Below are 22,001 nucleotides of genomic sequence, written 5' to 3'. Positions count from 1 at the left end.
GATGACCGCTTCCGTCACTGCGGCCAGGCCGCCATCTGACATCACCAAGCGCAGCCTGCCGGCAACGCTCGTCATCCATGCGCTGCTGATCGCCGCCTCTCTGCTGATGCTCTATCCGCTGCTATGGATGGTATCGGCGTCGGTCAGGCCGGAGAACGAGATCTTCTCCTCGACCTCGCTCATCCCGTCGTCGGTCGATTTCTCCTCCTATGTGCGCGGCTGGACCGGCCTCGACATTAGCTTCGGCCGTTTCTTCTGGAATTCGCTCGTCATCTCGCTGCTGGTCGTGGCAGGCAATGTCATTGCCTGTTCGCTGACGGCTTTCGCCTTCGCGCGGCTACGTTTTGCCGGCCGGAATTTCTGGTTCGCGATCATGCTCGGCACGCTGATGATCCCCTATCACGTGACGCTGATCCCGCAATATGTGCTCTTCCTCGACCTCGGCTGGGTCAACACCATCCTGCCGCTGGTCGTGCCAAAGTTCCTGGCCAGCGACGCCTTCTTCATCTTCCTCATGGTGCAGTTCTTCCGGGGCATCCCGCGCGAACTCGATGAAGCCGCGATGATGGACGGCTGCAGTGCCTGGCGCATCTACTGGAAGATCATGCTGCCGCTGTCGCTGCCGGTTCTGGCCACGGCCGCCATCTTCTCCTTCATCTGGACCTGGGACGATTTCTTCGGTCCGCTGATCTACCTCAACGACATGAACACCTACACGATCCAGCTCGGCCTGCGCACCTTCGTGGACTCCACCAGCGCATCCGATTGGGGCGGACTGTTTGCCATGTCGACTCTGACACTCGTGCCCGTGTTCTTCTTCTTCCTGTTCTTCCAGCGCCTGCTGATCGAGGGCATCGCCACGACCGGTATGAAGCGTTGATGGATCGGACAGGAAAGCCAGACAGGAAAGAATGACATGAGCATCAAGACAGTCGCGATCATCGGCTGCGGTATCGGCCGCTCCCACATCGTCGAGGGTTATCTGCCGCATCCGGACAAGTTCAAGGTCGCAGCGATCTGCGACCTGAACGAGGAGCGCCTGAAGTCGATCGGCGACGAATTCGGCATCGAACGGCGCACCACCTCCTTCGCTGAGCTGCTCGCCGACGACAGTATCGACATCATCGATATCTGCACGCCCCCCGGTATCCACAAGGAGCAGGTCATCGCGGCCTTGGCTGCCGGCAAGCACGTCGTCTGCGAAAAGCCGCTTACCGGCTCGCTCGCCGGCGCCGACGAAATCATCGAGGCCGAAAAGACCGMCAAGGGCACGCTGATGCCGATCTTTCAGTATCGGTATGGCGATGGCGTCGAAAAGGCCAAGCGCATCATCGATGCCGGTCTCGCCGGCAAGTTCTACATGGGTTCGGTCGAAACCTTCTGGCGCAGGAAGCCGGAATATTACGCCGTTCCCTGGCGCGGCAAATGGGCATCCGAACTCGGCGGCGTGCTCGTCACTCACGCGCTCCATCTGCATGACATGCTCTTTTATCTCGCCGGTCCCGCCACCCGTGTCTTCGGCCGTGTCGCGACCCGCGTCAACGAGATCGAGGTCGAAGATTGCGCCTCGGTCAGCCTGCAGATGCAGAATGGCGCCTTTGTTTCGCTCTCCTGCACGCTCGGCTCGCAGAACGAGATCAGTCGGCTGAGGCTGCACTTCGAGAACATCACCTTCGAAAGCAATCATGAAGCCTATGCGCCCGGCCAGGACCCCTGGCAGATCATCGCTGCCGATGACGAAGTACAGGCAAGGATTGATGCCGTCATCGCCGATTGGCAACCTGTGCCGCTCCGCTTCAATACGCAGATGCTGCGTTTCCATGATTACCTGATGGGCAAGGGGTCGCTTCCGGTGACGAGCGCCGATGCAAGGCGCGCGCTGGAACTGGTCACGGCCATCTATCAATCCTCCGATAGCGGCGCCGATGTCGCCTTGCCGATCGGTCCAGACAGCCCGAAATACGCCGACTGGCGTGCAAGAACCAAATAAGAGGGGATTTCGGAACATGGCAACGAGTGTCGTTCTTCAGAAGGTCGAGAAGCGTTACGGCCAGCTGGATGTCATCCACGGCATCGACCTGACGATCGAGCCCGGTGAATTCGCCGTTTTCGTCGGCCCTTCGGGTTGCGGCAAGTCCACGCTGCTGCGCATGATCGCCGGTCTCGAGGAGATTTCCGGCGGTGCGCTGATCCTGGACAACGAACGGATGAACGAGGTGGCGCCGGCAAAGCGCGGCATTGCCATGGTCTTCCAGTCCTATGCGCTTTATCCGCATATGTCGGTCTATAAGAACCTTGCCTTCGGCCTGGAAACCGCGGGCTACAAGAAAGCCGAGATCGAGCCGAAAGTGCGCCGCGCCGCACAGATCCTGCAGATCGAGAAGCTGCTCGAACGCAAGCCGAAAGCGCTATCAGGCGGCCAGCGCCAGCGCGTTGCGATCGGCCGCGCCATCGTGCGCGAGCCGCGTATCTTCCTCTTCGACGAGCCGCTGTCCAACCTTGATGCCGAACTGCGAGTACAGATGCGCGTGGAGATTTCCCGCCTGCACCGCAGCCTTGGAAACACGATGATCTACGTCACCCACGACCAGGTGGAGGCCATGACTATGGCCGACAAGATCGTCGTGCTGAATTCAGGCCGCATCGAACAGGTCGGCGCCCCGCTCGATCTTTACAACAATCCTGCCAACCGCTTTGTCGCCGGCTTTATCGGCAGCCCGAAGATGAATTTTCTCAGCGCCAAAATCGAGCGCATTGGCGATGCCGGCTCGACCATCAATGTCTGCGGCAACTCCATCGAACTCGGCCGCCGGCTTGCAGGTCAGCCGGGCCAGGACGTCACCTTCGGCGTCCGGCCGGAACATCTCTCCCTGATGGAAGGCGGCACTGCCCTTTCGACCGTCAATGTCGATCTCGTCGAAAACCTCGGCGGCGCCACGATGCTGTACGCCACGACGCCGGACAACCAGCCGCTGACCATCGCGCTCGATGGCCAGCAGAAGGTCGAGCGCGGCACAAACGTGAAAGCCTCCTTCGATCCCGCCCGCTGTCACGTTTTCGACGCGAGTGGCAAGACGATCTGAAATGGCCGCAGCTTGACAGCTGATCCCTCTCAAGCCCATCATCCTTGAGGGCTACGAGGGGGATATGCGTGACGCCTGAAGAGAGGATTCATGCGCTTGGCATCTGGCAGGGCCCGATCGACATAGTCCCGATCACCGGCGGCCTCACCAACCGGAACTACCTGGTGAGAGATGGTGCGCTGCGGCGGGTCGTCCGCCTGGGCAACGATATTCCGGTCCATCATATCAACAGGCAGAACGAGCTTGCCGCAAGCCGCGCCGCACATGCGGCCGGCATCTCGCCTGCCGTTATCCATCACGTGCCGGGTGTGCTGGTTCTTGATTTCATCGACGCCGCGCCGCTATCGCCCGGCGATGTAAGCAAGCCGGAAACGCTTGCTCGTCTCATTCCGTTGATCCGCACCTGCCACTACGACATGGCCCGCCATTTTCGCGGTCAGGCGATGATCTTCTGGGTCTTCCACGTGATCCGCGACTATGTCGCAAACCTGAAGGCAGCAAACAGCATTTATGCGCCATTGCTGGATGGCTTGCTGGGGAAAGCTGAGTATCTCGAAGAAGCTGCGGGGCCTTTCGAGATCACCTTCGGTCATAACGACCTGCTCGCTGCCAATTTCCTGGATGATGGCAAACGGCTCTGGCTGATTGACTGGGACTATGCCGGCTTCAACACGCCGCTCTTCGATCTCGGTGGTCTCGCCTCCAACAGCGAGTTTTCCGGGGAGGCGGAGTGGCTCATGCTGGAGACCTATTTCGAGCGACCGCTGACGGATGATCTGCGCCGCCGCTACCAGGCTATGAAATGCGCCTCGCTGCTGCGCGAGACGCTTTGGAGCATGATTTCCGAAATCCATTCGGCCATCGATTTCGACTACGCAACCTATACGGCCGAAAATCTTAGCCGTTTTGAGCGCGCCTATCGGGCATTTGAACAGGATCATTGAATGACGAAGGAATTACCGAAGACGGCAAAGGCCGTGGTCATCGGCGGCGGCATCATCGGCTGCTCCACCGCCTATCATCTGGCAAAACTCGGCTGGACCGATACAGTGCTCCTGGAACGCAAGAAGCTGACATCAGGCACCACGTTCCACGCCGCGGGCCTCGTCGGCCAGTTGCGCACCAGCGCCAATATCACCCAGCTTCTCGGGTACTCCGTCGATCTCTACAAGAAGCTGGAAGCCGAGACAGGCCTCGGCACAGGCTGGAAGATGAATGGCGGCTTGCGGCTGGCCTGCAATCAGGAGCGTTGGACAGAGGTCAAACGCCAGGCGACGACTGCCCAATCCTTCGGCCTCGAAATGCATATCCTGAGCCCGCAGGAAGCTTTCGATCTGTGGCCACTGATGACAACAGACGATCTCGTTGGTGCTGCTTACTTGCCGACGGATGGCCAGGCCAATCCGTCTGACATCACACAAGCTCTCGCCAGGGGCGCCCGCATGGCTGGCGCGACGATCTTCGAGGATACCGAAGTTCTCGATCTCGAAATCGACAAGGGCAGGATCCGCGCCGTCATTACCGCGCAAGGCCGCATCGAATGCGAGCGCGTCGTGGTCTGCGCCGGCCAATGGACGCGCAGCTTCGCCAGCCGCTTCGGCGTCAACGTGCCGTTGGTGTCAGTCGAGCATCAATACATCATCACCGAATCCTTCGGCGTGCCCTCCAATCTGCCGACGCTGCGCGATCCCGATCGCCTGACCTACTACAAGGAGGAGGTCGGCGGCATCGTCATGGGCGGTTATGAGCCGAATCCGATTGGCTGGGCCCTGGACGGCATTCCTGAGGGTTTCCACTACACCCTCCTTGACAGTAATTTCGACCATTTCGAGCAGATCATGGAACAGGCGCTCGGCCGTGTGCCGGCGCTCGAAAATGCCGGCATCAAGCAGCTTCTGAACGGGCCGGAGAGTTTCACACCCGACGGCAATTTCATCCTCGGCGAGGCACCGGAATTGAAGAACTTCTTCGTCGGTGCCGGCTTCAATGCATTCGGCATCGCATCGGCCGGTGGTGCCGGTATGGCGCTCGCCGAATGGGTCACGAAGGGCGAGCCGCCCTATGATCTCTGGCCGGTCGATATCCGCCGCTTCGGCCGCCCGCACTTCGATACGGACTGGGTCCRCACCCGCACGCTCGAGGCCTATGGCAAACACTACACGCCGGCATTCCCCTTTGAGGAATRTGCAAGCGGCCGCCCTTGCCGGAAGTCGCCGCTTTACGAGAGGCTGAAGGCGCAGGGCGCGTGCTTCGGCGAGAAACTTGGCTGGGAGCGGCCGAACTGGTTTGCCGATCTTTTCGCCAACGAAGAGCCCCGGGATATCTATACCTATGGCCGCCAGAACTGGTTCGATGCCGTCGGCCGCGAACACAAGGCGGTGCGCGAGGCGGCCGTCATTTTCGACCAGACCTCCTTTGCCAAATTCGTGCTGAAGGGCAGGGATGCCGAAGCGGCGCTGTCTTGGCTTGCCGCCAACGATGTTGCAAAGCCCGTCGGTTCGCTGATCTACACGCAGATGCTGAACGACAAGGGCGGCATCGAATGCGACCTCACCTGCGCCCGCATCGCCGAAAACGAATATTACATCGTCACAGGCACCGGTTTTGCCACGCATGATTTCGACTGGATCTCGCGCAACATCCCCGACGGTCTCCACGCCGAACTCGTTGACGTTACCTCCGCCTATACCGTGCTCTCGCTGATGGGGCCGAATTCCCGTTCCATTCTGGAGAAGGTCACGACCAGCGACGTCTCAAACGCCKCCTTCCCCTTCGGTCGCGTCAAGACTATCGGCATTGCCGGCTGCCCCGTCCGGGCGCTGCGCATCACTTATGTCGGCGAACTCGGTTACGAACTGCATGTGCCGATCGAGTATGCGACCACAGTCTATGACGCACTGATGGCGACGGACGGACAGTTCGGCCTCGTCAACGCTGGTTACCGCGCCATCGAGAGCTGCCGCCTGGAAAAGGGTTATCGCGCCTGGGGTTCCGACATCGGCCCCGATCACACGCCTGTTGAAGCTGGTCTCGGTTGGGCGGTGAAGACGCGGAAGAACATGCCCTTCAAGGGTCGTGAAGCGATCGAACGTCAGCTTGAAGGTGGCGTGAAGAAGATACTTGCCTGCTTCGTACCCGATGACCCTGATATCGTCCTGCTCGGACGTGAAACCATCTATCGCGACGACAAGCGCGTTGGCTGGCTCTCCAGCGGCGGCTTTGGCTACACCATCGGCAAGCCGATCGGTTACGGCTATGTCCGTAACCCTGACGGGGTGACGGAGGATTTCGTCCTGTCCGGCACTTATGAGCTGGATGTCGCCCGCAAACGGGTGCMCTGCAAGATCTCGTTGAAGCCGCTTTATGACCCCGAAATGAAACGGATAAAGGCTTAAACGGCTGTGACGGAGCCGATTCCATTCATATTTCCTCATACCCGCGGCAGTCACAGGGATGGGAAAGGGTCGCTACCCCTTCAATAGAGGGGCAGCCTGTCGTCCTGGATCAGAATCTCCAGCTTGTTCGCCACATCATCGGTCCAGGCGATGTTTTCGGTAAGCGCCTTCGGGAACAGCCCCGGCAGGTCGAGCAGTGCTTTCGAAACTGCCTCGCCGTTGCGCGGCACACCGTCGAGAAGTGCTGCAATCTCCCCCGCCCGCGGATCACGCAACTCGTAGCGTTCGCCCTTGCGGTCGACCCCAATGGCGTAGCGCATCCACGCTGCAACGGCGATTGCGTAGGTTTCGGCCTTGCTGCCTTTGGCCAGCGCTTCCGTCGCCGGCTCCAGCAGGCGCTGCGGCAGCTTCTGCGTGCCGTCCATGGCAATCTGATAGGTGCGGTGCGCGATAGCCTTGTTTGCAAAGCGCGMTATCAATTCGTCCGCATAGGCGTCAAGATCGATGCCTGGAACCGGATCGAGCGTTTCCGCCGCCGCATTCATGTGCCGACGGGCAAGGGCGGCAAGCCCTGCATCACCCATCACATCGCGGATAAATTCATAGCCTGCTATATAACCGAGATAGGCGAGCAGCGAATGCGCACCATTCAGCATACGCAGCTTCATCTTCTCATAGGCCGAGACTTCCTCGACCATCAGCGCGCCGTGAACCTTCTCCCAGGCCGGTCGGCCATTGGCGAAATGGTCCTCGATCACCCATTGGGTAAAGGGTTCCGTCTCGATCGCCGCCATATCCGTGCGGCCCGTCAGCCGCTTGGCATCGGCGTAGGTCGCATCGGTGCTTGCCGGCGTGATGCGGTCGACCATTGTCGAAGGGAAGGGCACGTTCGCCTCGATCCAGCCATGCAGGTCGGTATCGATGCGGGAGGTGAATTCCAGCACGAGGCGCTTCAGCACGGCACCGTTACTTGGCAGGTTGTCGCAGCTCAGTGGCGTAAAGGGTGCGATGCCCTTCTGCCGGCGACGTGCAAGGCCTTCCACGAGATAGCCAATGACGCCACGCGGCGCATGCCGGTTGGTAAGGTCGGCGACAATATCAGGGTGCTTGAGGTCGAGACCACCCGTTGCCGGATCGAAACCATAGGCCTTTTCCGTCACCGTCATGCTGACGATGCGGATATCAGGGTCTTCAAGCCGCGCCAGAAGGCCTGCTGGATCACGTGGCGCCACATGTGTTTTCAGGATGGAGCCGATCACCTGCGCCGTCGTACCCGAGGTGTCCCGGATCAGCGCCGTATAGAGCCCGTTCTGGGCGCCTAGATTGTCCGCAACATCAGGCGTGCGCAGGCTTGCTACCTCGATGCCCCAATCGCCGCCGGCAGCTGCCAGCGCGCCATCCGTGAAGGGCGCGAAATGAGCGCGGAAGAAGGCACCTGGGCCGAGATGCAGGATGCCGGCTTTCAGCGCATTCCGGTCATAGGCAGGAAGCTTCGCAGTTGGCGCAAGGCCGGTCACGTTCTGCAGTCTGTCGCTCACAGCTTATAGGCCTTCTTTGCATTGCCATAGGAAAGCTCGCGCGCGACGATCTCGGCTTCCTTCCTGGAAATCCGGTGTTCGACAGCAAGTTGCGCCAGGAAACGGCAGATCTCGCGGCGCCAGACGTCGTGGCGCGCGGGGATCGATAGCAGGGCGCGGGTATCGTCGTTGAAGCCGGCGAGATTGGCAAAGCCGGCCGTCTCCACCACCTGATCGAGATAACGGCGGATGCCGAGAGGGCTGTCGTAGAACCACCAGGGCGGGCCGATCATCAGGCAGGCCCAGTGGCCGGCCATAGGCGCCAGCTCGCGGGCATAGGTCGTCTCGTCGAGCGTGAAGAGCAGGATGCGCAAGCCCGGCGCATGGCCGTATTTCGAAAGCAGCGCGTTGAGGCCGCCGACCCAGTCGGTGCGCGTCGGAATATCGGCGCCCATGTTCGGTCCACGGGTTTCGAAAAGCTCGCGGTCGGTATTGCGGCGCGAACCGGCATGGATCTGCATCGTCATGCCGTCTTCGGCAGACAGGCCGGCCATTTCCGTCATCATCTGCCCGCGGAAAAGTTCCGCATCGGCCGCCGAAAGCGGCCCCTTCAGTGCCTTGTCGAGCAGCGCCTGCTTCTCGGTAAGCGGCAGATCGGCGGTAAAGGCGCTCGGTACGCCGTGGTCGGTCGCCGTTGCGCCGAACTGGCGGAAATAGGCGCGCCGCTWGCGATGGGCCTCGATCAGCCCGTCCCACTTGGTAATGTCGCAGCCGCTGATCTCGCCGAACTTGACAAGGTTGTCGCGGAAGCCGACGGCATCAGGATCGGTAACGCTATCGGGGCGGTAGGTGGTGCGCACTTTGCCGATCCAGCCGTCCGCCGCCATCTTCTGGTGATGCGGCAGCGGATCGAGCGCGCCCTCGGTCGTGGCAATTGTTTCGATACCGAAACGCTGATGCAGCGCCCGCGGTCGGAACTCCGGAAGCTTTAGCTGCGCATTGATGTGGTCGTAGAGCGCATCGGCGTTGTCAGTCGTCAGTGGCTCGGTGCAGCCAAGTACGGCCGACATGGCGTGATCGACCCAAAGGCTGGAAGGGGTTCCGCGGAAAAGATGGTATTTGGCGGCGAAAGCACGCCAGATATCACGGCCGCTCGAAACCGTCTTGCCGTCGAGACGCGGTACACCGAGCTGGTCAAGCTTGGTGCCGGTGCTGTGTAGCATACGGAAGAGATAGTGGTCGGGAATGACGAGCAGCGAAGCGGCGTCTTCGAAGGCCTTGTCGTCTGCGAACCAGGACGGTTCGGTGTGCCCGTGCGGGCTGACGATTGGAAGACCGCGCACCGTCTCGTAGAGATCGCGCGCTATTGTCCGCGTTGCCGGATCGGCGGGAAAGAGCCGGTCCGGATGAAGAAAGCCATTGCCTACATCCATCAGTTTTCCTCCCATATGGATATCGGCCTACCCCACATCATGAGGCGCGGCAAGGCCTTTTGGTAACCAAACGGTTCACTTTCGGAATCCTTTGCTTTGGCCCTCGAAACCATTGACGCCCCGGCCTATTTCGGCTTTGGAATGCCACCTGATATCAGGGGAGAAAGCCGATGTCCGACGAGGCAGCCCGCATTACCAGACTGGAAGAAATGCTGGCCCACCAGGCAAAGACGATCGATGAGCTTTCCGATCAGCTTGCCGAACAATGGAAGGTCATGGAGCAGACGCGCGCCAAGCTTGACCGATTGACTGAGCGCTTCCTGAGCCTGGAGGAACAGTCGCTGGAGGCGCCGGCGATCACCAGGCCACCGCATTATTGAACGGACGACGCGCCGCCGCCAGATAGCTGGCCCGCAGCAGGAAAAGCGGTTTCGCGCTTCCGCTCTTTGCGATATAGCCCGGAAAGACGAAGCTGAACGAGAGACATCCCATGGCGGCCACCATCCGTTATCACCAAGGCGATATTTCCGCGGCGGATGCCGCCCGTTACACCGGGGCGATCGCGATCGATACCGAAACGCTCGGCCTCGTGCCGCGCCGGGATCGTCTCTGCGTCGTGCAGCTTTCGCCGGGTGACGGCTCTGCGGACGTGATCCGTATTGCGGCTGGTCAGAAGGAAGCTCCGAACTTGGTCGCGCTGCTTGCCGATCCGACACACCAGAAGATCTTTCATTACGGCCGTTTCGACATCGCCGTGCTCTTCCATACGTTCGATGTCACCACGACGCCGGTCTTCTGCACGAAGATCGCCTCCCGCCTGACCCGTACCTACACGGATCGCCACGGCCTGAAGGATAATCTCAAGKAGATGCTTGAAGTCGATATCTCCAAGGCGCAGCAATCCTCCGACTGGGCTGCCGAAACACTTTCACAGGCGCAGCTCGAATACGCTGCCTCCGACGTGCTCTATCTGCATGCGCTGCGTGACAAGCTCAATCAGCGCCTCATTCGTGACGGCCGTCTGGAGCATGCGACGGCCTGCTTCGAATTCCTGCCGACACGAGCCAAGCTTGATCTTCTCGGCTGGGAAGAGGCGGATATCTTCGCCCATAGCTGAGTCAGCATTTCATTGGAAATGCTGATTGGCCCGCGGATAACACGTCCGCGGTCGTTAGCTATTCGTTAAGGGATTTTCAGTAACATTATCATTAATTTTTATGCATTCGACGGCGCAAAAAGTGCGCCGGTGCGGACAGGAGGATCTGCCAGGATGCAAGGGGCCGGATGAGCGCGGTCTCTTTGTAAAACCTGCTTTCATAGCCACTTTGCGAAAGGAGCATGCCTGTGTTGTCTCCCGTTCGTTCAGCGTCCAATGCAAGTCTTTCTTCTCAGGGCCAGACGGCGGCAATCGTTGCCGGCGGCCTCGGCCGGTCGGTGGTCGCCCCCACCCCGGTGAATGCAGTTGAAGCAGCCGACCTCAATGCCGCGATTGCCGGCAAGCTCAATATCCTGCTCATTGCCGCGCGCCAGCGCATGATTGAAGCGCTTCTCGACATCATCAATGCCACCGGGCGCACCATGTCCCTGCAGCGCGGCGAAGGCGAATCCGATCAGGCTTTTGCCACTCGTGTCGCCGAGGCCATCCGCCGCATGCCCGACGCCGCAATTGATGCGGTCGAGCGCCAGCTTTCCGATGATGGCCACAGTCTGCCACTGAGGATGGTCGCCGCGGCCCTCAAGAATCCCACTGGTCCGGAAGCCGCACGTGTCATCTCCTATCTGGAGATCATMAGCCATAAGGACAGGGATCTCGCAGCCCGCGCCGTTGTCCGCTCTTATCGCCAGAATGATGGGGCGCCGCCGCGTATCGAGACGCGGCCGGAAATCCAGCTGCAGCAAGACAACCTGCCCACCGCACGCCAGCCCGCCGCAAAGCCGGCTGCGGGAATGCCTGATCTCGCCGAACAAACCGCTTCGGCAGAAGCACCTGTTGTCGGGGCGGTCGATCTAACCGTCGAGGACCAACAGACCGGCGGTCGGGGCCAGTCTGCGACGGTGATGCAAGAAACTTCGCCGCTGGCAGTCATGCTGCGAGAGACGGAAGAAGTCCAGCCTGCGCCGGCGGAGCAGGAAGTGGTCGAACCGGAACAGGTTAAAGCCGCTGAGCAGTCTCAGCCGGAACAGCAGGCAATCTCCGCCAAGGCCGATCCGGTTATCCCGCGCAACTGGACCGGTATCGTCAGCTCCATGACCGAGCAGGTTTCGCAGATGATCGCAACGATCATCCGCGAGCAGGAAGCCGCCGTCCTATTGACGGAGACGCCTGTCGAAGCCGCTGTCGAAATCGATGCGATGCTGGACGAGGCCGTCATCAGCGAGGCGACGGAGAGCCTGGTTCGAACGACCCCGGAAGATGTGCTCGAGCCTGCATCTGCCCAGGCCTCTCGCCCGTCCCAGGCGGAAATCGCTGCTGTTGCCCAGACGGCGCGTCCCGCCCGCGAAATCGTTGCGCAGCCGCAAACGGTTCCCGTCGCAGTCGTCGAAACGCTCTCTTATGTTCCGCTCGCGGCCCGCATGCCAGAAGGCCTTCCCTACGCGCAAACCCCTTATCAGTTCGCCCGCGATGAATATAAGGCGACCAAGGCGGACGAGCCTCCTCAGCGCCATCATGAAAATGGTGGCTCGCAGGATCAGCAGCAGCAGGCGCAATCCGGTCAGGGCGGCGACGAGCAGCAGGCCGGCGGGGAGGAAGCCCCGCGGGAGGAGAGGCGCCAGCCGAAAATGTTTGATCCCGATCCGTCTACTGCTCCGGCAACGGTCGCCGATCCGGTCTATGCCCTCTACCAGCGCATGGTCGGCTGGGAATAATTCCAGACATTCCCTTAAGACAAAAAAACCCGCCGGAGCGATCCGGCGGGTTCTTATTTCAATGGATCAGCGAAGGATTATTCGCCGCGGTTCTTCAGAGCCGCGCCGAGGATGTCGCCGAGCGAAGCGCCCGAGTCGGACGAACCGAACTGAGCAACGGCTTCCTTCTCTTCCGCGATCTCCAGAGCCTTGATGGACAGCATGATCTTGCGGTCCTTCTTGGAGAAGTTGGTGACGCKGGCATCTACGGTCTGGCCGACCGAGAAGCGTTCCGGACGCTGTTCGTCGCGATCGCGAGCGAGATCGGCGCGACGGATGAAGGAAGTGATGTCCTCGTGGCTGACGAGCTTCACTTCGATACCGCCGTCGTTGACAGCGATGACTTCGCAAGAAACGACTGCATTCTTGCGCAGGTCGCCGGAAGCAGCGGCTTCACCGACCGCATCCTTGCCGAGCTGCTTGATGCCGAGCGAGATGCGTTCCTTCTCGACATCGACGTCGAGAACGACAGCCTTGACGACGTCACCCTTGTTGAACTCCTCGATGACCTGTTCGCCCGGACGGTTCCAGTCGAGGTCGGAGAGGTGAACCATGCCGTCGACATCGCCGTCGAGGCCGATGAACAGGCCGAATTCGGTCTTGTTCTTGACTTCGCCTTCGACTTCAGTGCCGGCCGGATGGCTGCGGGCGAATGCTGCCCACGGGTTTTCCAGCGTCTGCTTGAGGCCGAGCGAGATACGGCGCTTGGACGGATCGACTTCGAGAACGACGACTTCGACTTCCTGGCTCGTGGACAGGATCTTGCCGGGGTGAACGTTCTTCTTGGTCCAGGACATTTCCGAGATGTGGATCAGGCCTTCGATGCCCGGCTCCAGCTCGACGAACGCACCGTAGTCGGTGATGTTCGTAACGGTACCGGAGATCTTCTTGCCTTCCGGATACTTGGCCTGGATGCCATCCCACGGATCGGACTCGAGCTGCTTCATGCCGAGCGAGATACGGTGGGTTTCCTGGTTGATGCGGATGATCTGAACCTTGACCTGCTGGCCGATGTTCAGGATTTCCGACGGATGGTTCACACGGCGCCATGCCATGTCGGTGACGTGCAGCAGGCCGTCGATGCCGCCGAGGTCAACGAACGCACCGTAATCGGTGATGTTCTTGACGACGCCGTCAACAACCTGGCCTTCTTCGAGGTTCTGAACGATTTCAGAACGCTGCTCGGCACGGGATTCCTCCAGAACCGTACGGCGCGAAACCACGATGTTGCCGCGGCGCTTGTCCATCTTGAGGATTTCGAAGGGCTGCGGGTTGTGCATCAGCGGAGTAACGTCGCGGATCGGACGAATGTCGACCTGAGAACGCGGCAGGAAGGCGATCGCACCGTCGAGGTCGACCGTGAAGCCACCCTTGACCTGGTTGAAGATAACGCCTTCGACGCGCTCGCCAGCTTCGAACTTGGCTTCGAGCTTGACCCAGCTTTCTTCGCGGCGAGCCTTCTCGCGCGACAGAACTGCTTCGCCGAGCGCGTTTTCGATACGCTCAACGTAGACTTCGACTTCGTCGCCAACCTTGAGCTGGCCATCCTTGGCGCGAGCGCCGAATTCCTTGAGCGCGATGCGGCCTTCGACCTTCAGGCCGACGTCAACAACGGCGACATCCTTTTCGATGCCCGTGACGATACCCTTGGTAACATAGCCTTCGGCCAGATCGTTCTTGGCAAAGGACTCTTCGAGAAGGGCCGCGAAATCCTCGCGAGAGGGAGTAGCTACTGACATAAAATCTCCTGCGTGGCCTTCGATAGCTTCAAGGCTCACGTATGCGCCGGTTGGTTCGAGTTAAATGGGCCTGAACCCAGTCCGCCCTCGTTTAAGAAGGCAATCCGGCGCTTGGACGGAATTTCAGGCTTGCTTTCGCATGAGCGTCCCGCGCACGAAGCACGGAAAATCGCTTGTCTTAGGCATTTCGGTTCAAAGCGGCGTCGATAAACGACTTTGCAGCTTGAAACGCGGCTTCTATACTCATTTCCGACGTGTCAAGCAAGTGCGCATCGACCGCCGGTTTCATCGGGCTGTCCGCCCTGTTCATGTCGCGATCGTCGCGTCGTTTGACGTCCTCGAAAATCGCATCGAAATTCGCCGAGCCACCCTTGCCGACGATCTCGTCGTAGCGGCGTCTGGCGCGAACCTCCGGCGATGCCGTCACATAAAGTTTCACCGGTGCGCCAGGGCAGACGACGGTGCCGATATCGCGCCCGTCGAGAACCGTCCCCGGCAACTTCCCGGAAAACCGCCGCTGCGCCTCCACCAGCGCCCGGCGAACCGCCGGCATCACGGCAATCTTTGAGGCGGCTTCGCCAATCTCGTGTCTCGAGAGTATATCGCGATCGAGCCCGGCCAGTTCAACCTCGCGCGCCATCTTTTCAGCAACCGTCTCGTCGTCGAGAGGCAGCCCGGCATCGATGAGCGCCTTGGCCGTCGCCCGGTAGGTGAGGCCGGTATCGAGGTGGTGGAAGCCGTATTGCTCCGCGATCCGGCGCGAAAGCGTGCCCTTGCCCGCCGCGGCCGGGCCGTCGATGGCGATGATAAAGCTGTCGGTCATCAATTCATTCCGTGCCAAGGCCGCCGTAGCGGCGCACCAGTTCCTGCATTTCGGCCTGCTCTGCCATCTCGTCCAGGCCCTTGGCAACACCTTCGCGGTCGGCGATAGGTCGGTTCTGGCTCACCTTCCACTTGCCCTCGATCTCGGCGATCTCGATTTCGACGCCGATGATGCCCTTGAGTTGGGCACGGATGAAATCGTCAGGCGCATCACCGACCGACCAGGGCCTTGCGCGCTGACCTTCCTGTTCGCCTGTAATTGCGTTGATCTGCGAAAGCAGCCAGCCTTCGTCCTCGATCACCCGGGCGGCCCCGCGCGCCTGCACGATCGCATAGTTCCAGGTCGGCACGACTTTGCCGGTCTCTGCTTTGGTCTTGTACCAGGATGGCGTGACATAGGAATTGGCGCCCTGGAAGACGGCAAGCACCGGCGCGCCGGCCGCGATATCGCGCCACTGCCCGTTCGCCCGTGCCAGATGCAGCCGCAGCATTCCCTTCTCAGAGGCCTCGGCATCGAGATGGAAGGGCACCGAATTGGCGATAAGCCCGGAATTGCCCGCCGTAATCAGCAGGCCAAGCGGATGGGCGCGGATCAGCGCATGCTGCACGCCAAGGTCTTCCTCGCGGAAATGTGGTGGCTGGTACATGTCAGGCCTGCTCGATCTTCGCCCCAAGGCTCTCCATCAGAGCCATGAACTGCGGAAAGCTGGTTGCGATCATACTGCTGTCGTCAATGCCGACAGGATGCTCCGAAGCCAGCCCCATGACAAGGAAGCTCATGGCGACGCGATGGTCGAGATGTGTGCTTACCCGCTCACTTGCGGCACAACCGAGCCCCTTGCCATCCGGCCTGCCGGTGACGGAAAGCCAATCCTTGCCTTCCTCGCATTCGACGCCGTTGAGCTTCAGCCCTTCCGCGACGGCTGAGAGCCGGTCGGACTCCTTGACCCGCAGTTCCTGCAGGCCATTCATGACCATCCGGCCCTTGGCGAAGGCGGCGGCGACGGCAAGAACCGGATATTCATCGATCATCGAAGGTGCCCGCTCTGCCGGCACGGTGACGCCGGTCAGCTCGGAATGGCGCGCGCGCAGATCAGCAACATCCTCGCCGCCCGTAAAGCGTGGATTGAGGATTTCGATATCGGCGCCCATTTCCTGCAGCGTCAGGATCAGCCCGGTTCTGGTCGGATTCATCAGCACATTGGAAATGGTGATGTCCGAGCCCGGCACCAGCAAAGCCGCGACGAGCGGGAAAGCGGCAGAGGAGGGATCGCCGGGTACGTCGATAGTCTGTCCGGTCAGCTTGCCGCGGCCTTGCAGCCGGATCGTCCGCGTGCCGTCCGTGTCGGTCTCCACGGATAGGTCCGCGCCGAAGCCGATCAGCATCCTTTCCGTATGGTCGCGCGTAATCGCCGGCTCAATGACCGTCGTCACACCTGGTACATTGAGGCCGGCCAGCAATACCGCCGATTTCACCTGCGCGGAGGCCACGGGCAGGGTGTAGCGGATCGGGGCCGGCGTTTCAGGCCCACGCAGCATGACCGGCAGGCGGTCGCCCTCCATGGCCTTCACCTGCACGCCCATCCTGCGCAAGGGATCGAGCACGCGGACCATCGGCCGCCGAGAGAGCGAGGCGTCGCCGGTGAAGACTGTGTCGAAGTCGTAGACGCCGGCAAGGCCCATGGTCAGGCGCGCGCCGGTACCGGCATTGCMGAAATCGAGCGGTATTTCAGGTGCAAGCAATGCGCCATTGCCTGTTCCATTGATGATCCATGCGCCGCCATCCTGATGGATTATGGCGCCCATGGCCTGCATCGCCTTGCCGGTATTCACCACATCCTCGCCTTCGAGGAGCCCAGTGACACGTGTTTCCCCCGATGCCAGTCCGCCGAGCATGAAAGCGCGATGCGAGATCGACTTGTCGCCCGGAATACGGACGGTTCCGGAAAGGCCGGAGGATTTGCGAGTGAGGGCCGGCTTCAATGCGAAACCCTGCGACATGGGTTAACCCTTTGCAAAGGCAATACATTCAGATCGCTTACGCCCCGGTGACGGGGTGTTTTTCCGACCGGCCTTGCGACAATCGCGGCTGGTTAGCACAAACTTGCCGAACGGTCATCCGGAATGGCGGCGAAAAGCCTGAAGTGCCCTATGAAGTTTAGCTTTGACATGAGAAGCCGTAGCGATTATGGGGACCGGCTTATAAATTCCGAATAGAACGCCGGTTTGACGGCATTTGCCGAATTTCTCATTCGGCCATTCTCACGAGGCTTATAGTGGCGAAAGCGGAACTTGGTACAAAGCGCACTGATCCGGAAACCGGCAAGAAGTTCTACGATCTGAACCGGGATCCGATCGTCTCCCCTTATACCGGCAAATCCTATCCCCTGTCCTTCTTCCAGGAAACCTCGGCACTCGCCGAAGTTCAGGATGATGACGAGGTTGCTGAAGTCGATACCGAAAACACCGAAGTCGAACTGGTTTCGCTCGAAGACGCAGATGACGCCGCTTCCGGCGACGATATCCCTGATATCGGCGACGACGATGTCGAAGTCGAAGGCGATGACGACGATACTTTCCTCGAAGTTGATGAAGATGACGAGGATGACGACATGAGCGACATCATCGGCGTCACCGGCGACGAAGACGAAGTCTGATCGACGAATATCGGCCCGGATGACAAAAATATTCCGGGCCGGATTTTTTAGGCTTGCCATCTGCGAAAACCGCAAGTAATAAGCCGCCACTCCAGAGGAAACGCCTCCGGAGTATCCCAGGACCGGCGCAAGCTGGACCACCCTGATGGGGCTATAGCTCAGCTGGGAGAGCGCTTGCATGGCATGCAAGAGGTCAGCGGTTCGATCCCGCTTAGCTCCACCAAATTTCTTTTCATCCGTTGTTTTTATTTAAAATCAATGCCTTGTGGCGGCATGATGCTTCGGTAAGTACCCAGGAAAGTACCCAGCGAGAGTACCCACCGATTCATGTCTGCCCGCCTTGCGCTGCTTCGACCTCATTGAGCGCAATCCAGACACCCTGAAAACAGCACTGCTCCTTCTGCCGATTGAAGAAACGAGACAGCTTGGCTCGATATCATCATTGATCGCGGCGCAACTTCTACGCAAAATCGGATGGTTGTATTCCGAATCAAGGATGGGCGCGCCGATGGGTATAGGAATTTGCAAGCTGACCAAGGTCAAAGGGAAGTATGCAAAGTCGCACTTAATACCTCATGCGTTCACAAAGCCCGAGATTGCTGGGCAACCTTTGATTCAAGCTGGCTTTGGACAGCCCGCTGTGCGGCGATGGAGCAGTTGGTATGACCAAAAACTCGTGACAGCGGAAGGAGAGTTGATACTCAGAGACCTGGATACCTGGGGGATTTCATACCTTCGAAGGCAGAAGCTGGTTTGGAGCGGCTGGGGGCCATCGCGAGTGCTTCAGGGGAACAGGGTTATTTTGGAGGAGACAGGCTGGGGCATCAGATCCGTTGATGTGGATGAGCCTGAAAAATTTCGCCTATTCATCTACAGCCTGCTTTGGCGCGCGGCGGCCAGCAGTATGCTCGAATTCAGCGAGATTTCGATGCCCGCAAATGATCTTGAGAGATTGCGCGTGGTGCTCTTGAAGAATGAGCTGCCACCTATCGATTTTTACCCGGCGTCTTTAACGCAGCTATCAACGCTTGGGATCAAGCACAATTTGTCTCCGATTGCTCAAGTTAAGACAACGCCCGCAATTGGATCGGAGCCCGAGCGGCAGATTCCCATCTTTCGCTTGTACTTCGATGGCCTCATCGTTCATATTCATCGGCACGCGAACGACGACGGGTACACTCAATCCCTTGGCCCTCAGATTGTGGGCAATGAGAAAGTCGTGACTGTCTCGACGATCAGCTACGAGAAATCCTTTCAGCTGGAAAACTTGCGCGCAATCGCTGCTGGGCGGCTCTAGGTGAAGGCAGACCGAGCTGTGCTAGTTATTCCCAACAGTGCCGCGGACTGTGTCACACGTCGCTACAGCCCGGCCAATCGTTGCATTTATTGTGGCGCGACTTCGGGTCGGCTTGGCGACGAACATGTCATACCGTTCGCAATAGCCGGGAACTCGGCCATCCTGCCGCAGGCCAGTTGTCAGCCGTGTGCGGATATCAATAACAAGATCGAAGGCCCCATGCATCGCCGCCAACTTAAGGAGCTTCGGTCAGTAATCAACTCTCCAACGCGCAGACCCCGAGACCGGCCGAAGCGGTTGTCGATTGGCCTCTCTCGTTTCTCCACGTTTGAGCCCGGTGAGCAGGCGCGTTATCTTGGTGAAGCCKAGGTCGATGTAACGAATTTCCCTGTCTTCTATGCATCTTTGCATTTAGACAAACCGGGCATAATTTTAGGTCTGCCGCTCGGAACACCCTTGCCCTGGAATGTGCAGCACCACGGGAGCTTCACCCAGGACACCAACCCCTTCATGAACGGCGCGAATGCCGCTCGCATTGGCTCAATTAATCCGTACTTAACTGCCCAATACCTTGCACGCCTTGCTTTCGCTTATGCGGTTGCAGAGGAAGGCGCTGGTAGTTTTATGCCCCTTTGTCTGGACCTAATAACGGCCCGCACKAATTACTTCCGACACTGGGTAGGCGGTGAACTAGCAATTCCGGCCGCCGATCCTGCTGTTCTTCATGCGATATCGCACTCTTGGGTCAAGCAGAAGGATATCGCCTATCTCGTAGTCTCGATGCGGCTATTTTGCTTTCTAGGCACTCCGATCAACTATGTCGTCGTTGGACGTGAGAAAGGTCCGCTTAACGGTTAAATCGATTGCGATTCCGGCTGACCGCTCGGCGTAGCGCACCTTAGCCATCGAAGCTGCACCAATCGTTCTTATGCCGGGGTCTCCACTCACGAGCAAATCCTTCCGCCAACAGCATCGCGCCGACCTCCCGGCCATCCTTTCGGTAGATGTTCACTAGGGGGCGATGTGCCGGCGTGTTGTCGATCCCCTTGATTTCGATCCGCAAGCCGCGCTCCTCCAGGAGTTCCTTCAACCTGCCTTTGGCTATCAGTGCCAGCTTGCGTTCCTTGATGCACTTCGCGTGGCTGCCAATCTCCGGGGTATCTATCCCCGAGACGAACGGAATGCCGCCACCAAGGAGCCTCATGAGCTGTCCATCGCAGCGTACAGTGTCACCGTCCACCGCAGTCAGCGAGGCGCATACCAGCATTGCGGCGGCGATCATCGTAGCATCACCGGACCGCTAGAGGGCTGCTTGTAGGGATAGTGCTCCCAGCACCACCAGATGGTCTCTGTAGGCCGACCCGAGGAAAACCCGAAGCCACCCCACTTTGTGCATCCGGCCACCGAACAGTAATGCTCCACGATGACGTTTGCGCCGGGTGCCGTTGAGTGTCCTTCGATACTCATGCAGGTATTTGCTCGGGAGCCGGAAGGCGCACCAATTGGTCATCCCGCAGCGGGCGTTGAAGTTGGCGGGCCTCCTCCCACGGGGCCGTCAGCCACGTCTCAATCTCATCGCTATCCGTAAGGCTCACCGGCATGGCTTTCTGATGGACCGGCTCAACGATGCCATTCGGCTCGGTTGTGAGAAAGCCGTATAGGTCATTGACGGTGAGCCCCTGCTGGAAGTCCACTTCCTTGCCCTTCTTGCGGAGGCCATCGGCTCGCTTGGTGGCGGCTTGGAATATCGCCTGAGACGAACTCGGCAGACCCCAGCGAACGTTTACAAGCTCCCGGCCAACAGGCGTGTTGCGAACAATCGGTGCCATATAGTCGGGCCAGATTTCGGTGATGGGCTCCATGTTGCCGGTGCTGTCGATCATTGCCCGCGTGATTGAGCGAATGGCCGCCTGATTGCTCAGCATTCGGTAGAGATTACACACTTCGCCCTCCCTTGGTATCCATGCGCCGTTACGGGCAACTTCGTCCGTGTCGATGAACTGTCCGCGCCACCTGCCTCTAAACTGGCGAGCAGCCTCGCGATTGCTGAAGCAAAACACAAGGTATTGATCCCACTCAATCCAAGCGCTGAAGCTTTTCGACTCTTTTTCAAGATCGATCGCTGAAGCTAACACTTCGCCTCTCTGCCGATAGTCATGAGGCTGCTCGCCAGTTCGATAGTTTCCCCACCAGACGGCGACGTGGTGCGGCAAAAGGCGATCAAATATCCATCGGGCATAAGGATTTTTTCTCCGGTCAGCCATCTCAAACCTAAAGTGTTTCGTCCCGCCAGACAGGCACCTTCACATCCCTGACGCCGGCCAAACGGCGAACAGGAAGCTTGCCAATCTCCAACGAAGAGGGGAGGTAAACGGTCACGTCCATGTAGTCGCGCTTATTGCAGTGCTGGCAGACGAACCGCAGCCGGTTGATTGTCGTGTTGTTGCGGAGCTCAAGGATGTCGGCAGGCAGGAACCGGCGCGTAACATTGCAGAGACCGCACCGGACAATGAGAATGTGCCMGACCTCACGCGCATCCTCTAAGGACCAGCGCGAGAGTTTATTCAATTGGTTCATTTCCGGCATGGCAGTCTCGCCTGTTGGCGTCGTCCTTTAGGCGGGCAGTCCGGAAGCCGGGAGATGCTAAAAGCTACGCCAGGTAGCCTCTTTCTCTAGCTCGGTCATAGAGTGCATTGAAGGCTAGATCGATATCCTGCTCGAAGGCAAACCACATTGGCTCCGTCGCTCCAACATCACCGGCACCGTTGTAGATCCCGATGGCGCGCCCATTAGACTCGTCAATGGAAACCAAAAAGGTCCCAGTCGGAGCGCAAGACTCCATATCGAAGGCGTAGGCGAGATGTATCTCGAATTGGTCTAAGCTTTCAGAGCGGGACTCAATGGCCAGCAACACCGCAGCACGAAGCGCGGGGTTTACCTCGTGGATGCTCACGGGGACCGGCGGGGTCCAGTAAGTACCTACGGGGTTCCTATCGAAGTCGTCTTCTTGGCATAGCTCATCGATCGGCAAAATACTCATAACCGTCATCCTCCGTTTCGAGTGGCGATGTTCTTATTATGTTCTCATTCTGATAGGAGTCAACAGGCACAGTCGAATGAAGTTTTGGGGTCACGCATCTCAGAGGTGATC

Annotated in this window: 21 protein-coding genes and 1 tRNA gene; 12 read left to right on the top strand and 10 right to left on the bottom strand. The window is 59.4% G+C overall.

Annotation, left to right across the window (positions count from 1 at the left end):
• The first annotated feature begins 1 nt into the window (after window position 1).
• The 5 genes from AC1DNW_RS31200 (at window position 2) to AC1DNW_RS31180 (ending at window position 6,478) form a co-directional block, all read left to right on the top strand.
• Window positions 2–880, top strand: a complete 879-nt coding sequence (locus AC1DNW_RS31200) for a carbohydrate ABC transporter permease (protein WP_018114858.1) — start codon at window positions 2–4, stop codon at window positions 878–880.
• A gap of 36 nt (window positions 881–916) precedes the next feature.
• On the top strand, window positions 917–1,990 hold the full coding sequence (locus tag AC1DNW_RS31195) for a Gfo/Idh/MocA family protein (RefSeq protein ID WP_477855356.1): 1,074 nt from the start codon (window positions 917–919) through the stop codon (window positions 1,988–1,990).
• A 16-nt stretch (window positions 1,991–2,006) separates the two neighbouring features.
• Complete coding sequence (locus AC1DNW_RS31190; RefSeq protein ID WP_113298058.1) at window positions 2,007–3,083, top strand: sn-glycerol-3-phosphate ABC transporter ATP-binding protein UgpC; 1,077 nt, start codon at window positions 2,007–2,009, stop codon at window positions 3,081–3,083.
• A gap of 68 nt (window positions 3,084–3,151) precedes the next feature.
• The gene (locus AC1DNW_RS31185) at window positions 3,152–4,027 is read left to right on the top strand and encodes a choline kinase family protein (protein ID WP_113298059.1); all 876 of its coding nucleotides are present in this window, start codon (window positions 3,152–3,154) and stop codon (window positions 4,025–4,027) included.
• Entirely contained in the window at window positions 4,028–6,478 is a 2,451-nt protein-coding gene (locus tag AC1DNW_RS31180) for a GcvT family protein (protein WP_477855355.1), read from the top strand.
• 80 nt (window positions 6,479–6,558) lie between these two features.
• Here the strand turns inward: AC1DNW_RS31180 and AC1DNW_RS31175 are convergent, their stop codons facing one another.
• Window positions 6,559–8,016, bottom strand: coding sequence for a mannitol dehydrogenase family protein (locus tag AC1DNW_RS31175; protein ID WP_477855354.1), 1,458 nt, complete (start codon window positions 8,014–8,016; stop codon window positions 6,559–6,561).
• A complete protein-coding gene (uxaC, locus tag AC1DNW_RS31170) occupies window positions 8,013–9,428 on the bottom strand; it encodes a glucuronate isomerase (RefSeq protein WP_477855353.1) in 1,416 nt (471 codons plus the stop codon). The genes AC1DNW_RS31175 and uxaC overlap by 4 nt, the downstream gene beginning before the upstream one ends.
• 170 nt (window positions 9,429–9,598) lie before the next feature.
• On the opposite strand from uxaC, the gene AC1DNW_RS31165 reads away from it, so the two are divergent.
• The 3 genes from AC1DNW_RS31165 (at window position 9,599) to AC1DNW_RS31155 (ending at window position 12,296) form a co-directional block, all read left to right on the top strand.
• Window positions 9,599–9,808 (top strand): SlyX family protein, encoded by a 210-nt coding sequence (locus AC1DNW_RS31165; protein ID WP_113298063.1) that lies wholly within the window; start codon window positions 9,599–9,601, stop codon window positions 9,806–9,808.
• A gap of 110 nt (window positions 9,809–9,918) precedes the next feature.
• A complete protein-coding gene (locus AC1DNW_RS31160; RefSeq protein WP_477855352.1) occupies window positions 9,919–10,545 on the top strand; it encodes a ribonuclease D in 627 nt (208 codons plus the stop codon).
• 227 nt (window positions 10,546–10,772) lie between these two features.
• The gene (locus AC1DNW_RS31155) at window positions 10,773–12,296 is read left to right on the top strand and encodes a ribonuclease E domain-containing protein (RefSeq protein ID WP_113307281.1); all 1,524 of its coding nucleotides are present in this window, start codon (window positions 10,773–10,775) and stop codon (window positions 12,294–12,296) included.
• Between the two features lie 77 nt (window positions 12,297–12,373).
• Here AC1DNW_RS31155 and rpsA read toward each other — a convergent pair whose 3' ends face one another.
• From rpsA to aroA, 4 genes are all read right to left on the bottom strand, one after another.
• The gene (rpsA, locus tag AC1DNW_RS31150) at window positions 12,374–14,074 is read right to left on the bottom strand and encodes a 30S ribosomal protein S1 (RefSeq protein WP_477855351.1); all 1,701 of its coding nucleotides are present in this window, start codon (window positions 14,072–14,074) and stop codon (window positions 12,374–12,376) included.
• A 178-nt stretch (window positions 14,075–14,252) separates the two neighbouring features.
• Window positions 14,253–14,897 (bottom strand): (d)CMP kinase, encoded by a 645-nt coding sequence (gene cmk, locus AC1DNW_RS31145; protein WP_477855350.1) that lies wholly within the window; start codon window positions 14,895–14,897, stop codon window positions 14,253–14,255.
• Window positions 14,898–14,901: 4 nt separating this feature from the next.
• Window positions 14,902–15,543 carry an FMN-binding negative transcriptional regulator gene (locus AC1DNW_RS31140; protein WP_113298067.1) on the bottom strand — a complete coding sequence of 214 codons (642 nt, stop codon included), beginning with the start codon at window positions 15,541–15,543 and terminating at the stop codon, window positions 14,902–14,904.
• A 1-nt stretch (window position 15,544) separates the two neighbouring features.
• Window positions 15,545–16,897 (bottom strand): 3-phosphoshikimate 1-carboxyvinyltransferase, encoded by a 1,353-nt coding sequence (aroA, locus tag AC1DNW_RS31135; protein WP_477855349.1) that lies wholly within the window; start codon window positions 16,895–16,897, stop codon window positions 15,545–15,547.
• Between the two features lie 275 nt (window positions 16,898–17,172).
• Here aroA and AC1DNW_RS31130 point away from each other — a divergent pair, with 275 nt between their 5' ends.
• From AC1DNW_RS31130 to AC1DNW_RS31115, 4 genes are all read left to right on the top strand, one after another.
• Window positions 17,173–17,553 carry a TIGR02300 family protein gene (locus AC1DNW_RS31130; protein ID WP_113298069.1) on the top strand — a complete coding sequence of 127 codons (381 nt, stop codon included), beginning with the start codon at window positions 17,173–17,175 and terminating at the stop codon, window positions 17,551–17,553.
• A gap of 147 nt (window positions 17,554–17,700) precedes the next feature.
• Window positions 17,701–17,776 (top strand) — tRNA-Ala (locus AC1DNW_RS31125).
• A gap of 117 nt (window positions 17,777–17,893) precedes the next feature.
• Window positions 17,894–18,850 carry a hypothetical protein gene (locus AC1DNW_RS31120; RefSeq protein ID WP_477855348.1) on the top strand — a complete coding sequence of 319 codons (957 nt, stop codon included), beginning with the start codon at window positions 17,894–17,896 and terminating at the stop codon, window positions 18,848–18,850.
• Between the two features lie 297 nt (window positions 18,851–19,147).
• Window positions 19,148–19,708 (top strand): hypothetical protein, encoded by a 561-nt coding sequence (locus AC1DNW_RS31115; RefSeq protein ID WP_477855347.1) that lies wholly within the window; start codon window positions 19,148–19,150, stop codon window positions 19,706–19,708.
• 40 nt (window positions 19,709–19,748) lie between these two features.
• On the opposite strand, the gene AC1DNW_RS31110 is transcribed toward AC1DNW_RS31115, so the two are convergent.
• The 4 genes from AC1DNW_RS31110 to AC1DNW_RS31095 all read right to left on the bottom strand — a co-directional run bounded on the left by AC1DNW_RS31110 (window position 19,749) and on the right by AC1DNW_RS31095 (window position 21,890).
• Window positions 19,749–20,132 (bottom strand): thermonuclease family protein, encoded by a 384-nt coding sequence (locus tag AC1DNW_RS31110; protein ID WP_477855346.1) that lies wholly within the window; start codon window positions 20,130–20,132, stop codon window positions 19,749–19,751.
• 181 nt (window positions 20,133–20,313) lie between these two features.
• Entirely contained in the window at window positions 20,314–21,114 is an 801-nt protein-coding gene (locus AC1DNW_RS31105) for an SOS response-associated peptidase family protein (protein WP_477855345.1), read from the bottom strand.
• Window positions 21,115–21,121: 7 nt separating this feature from the next.
• Window positions 21,122–21,436 carry a hypothetical protein gene (locus AC1DNW_RS31100; RefSeq protein WP_477855344.1) on the bottom strand — a complete coding sequence of 105 codons (315 nt, stop codon included), beginning with the start codon at window positions 21,434–21,436 and terminating at the stop codon, window positions 21,122–21,124.
• A 64-nt stretch (window positions 21,437–21,500) separates the two neighbouring features.
• Window positions 21,501–21,890 carry a hypothetical protein gene (locus AC1DNW_RS31095; RefSeq protein ID WP_477855343.1) on the bottom strand — a complete coding sequence of 130 codons (390 nt, stop codon included), beginning with the start codon at window positions 21,888–21,890 and terminating at the stop codon, window positions 21,501–21,503.
• Window positions 21,891–22,001 lie beyond the last annotated feature (111 nt).

This window comes from Rhizobium sp. 05L429, from assembly GCF_056397645.1.
The sequence above is the reverse complement of the archived record's forward strand: the minus strand, read 5'-3'. Positions and strand labels throughout refer to the sequence as shown.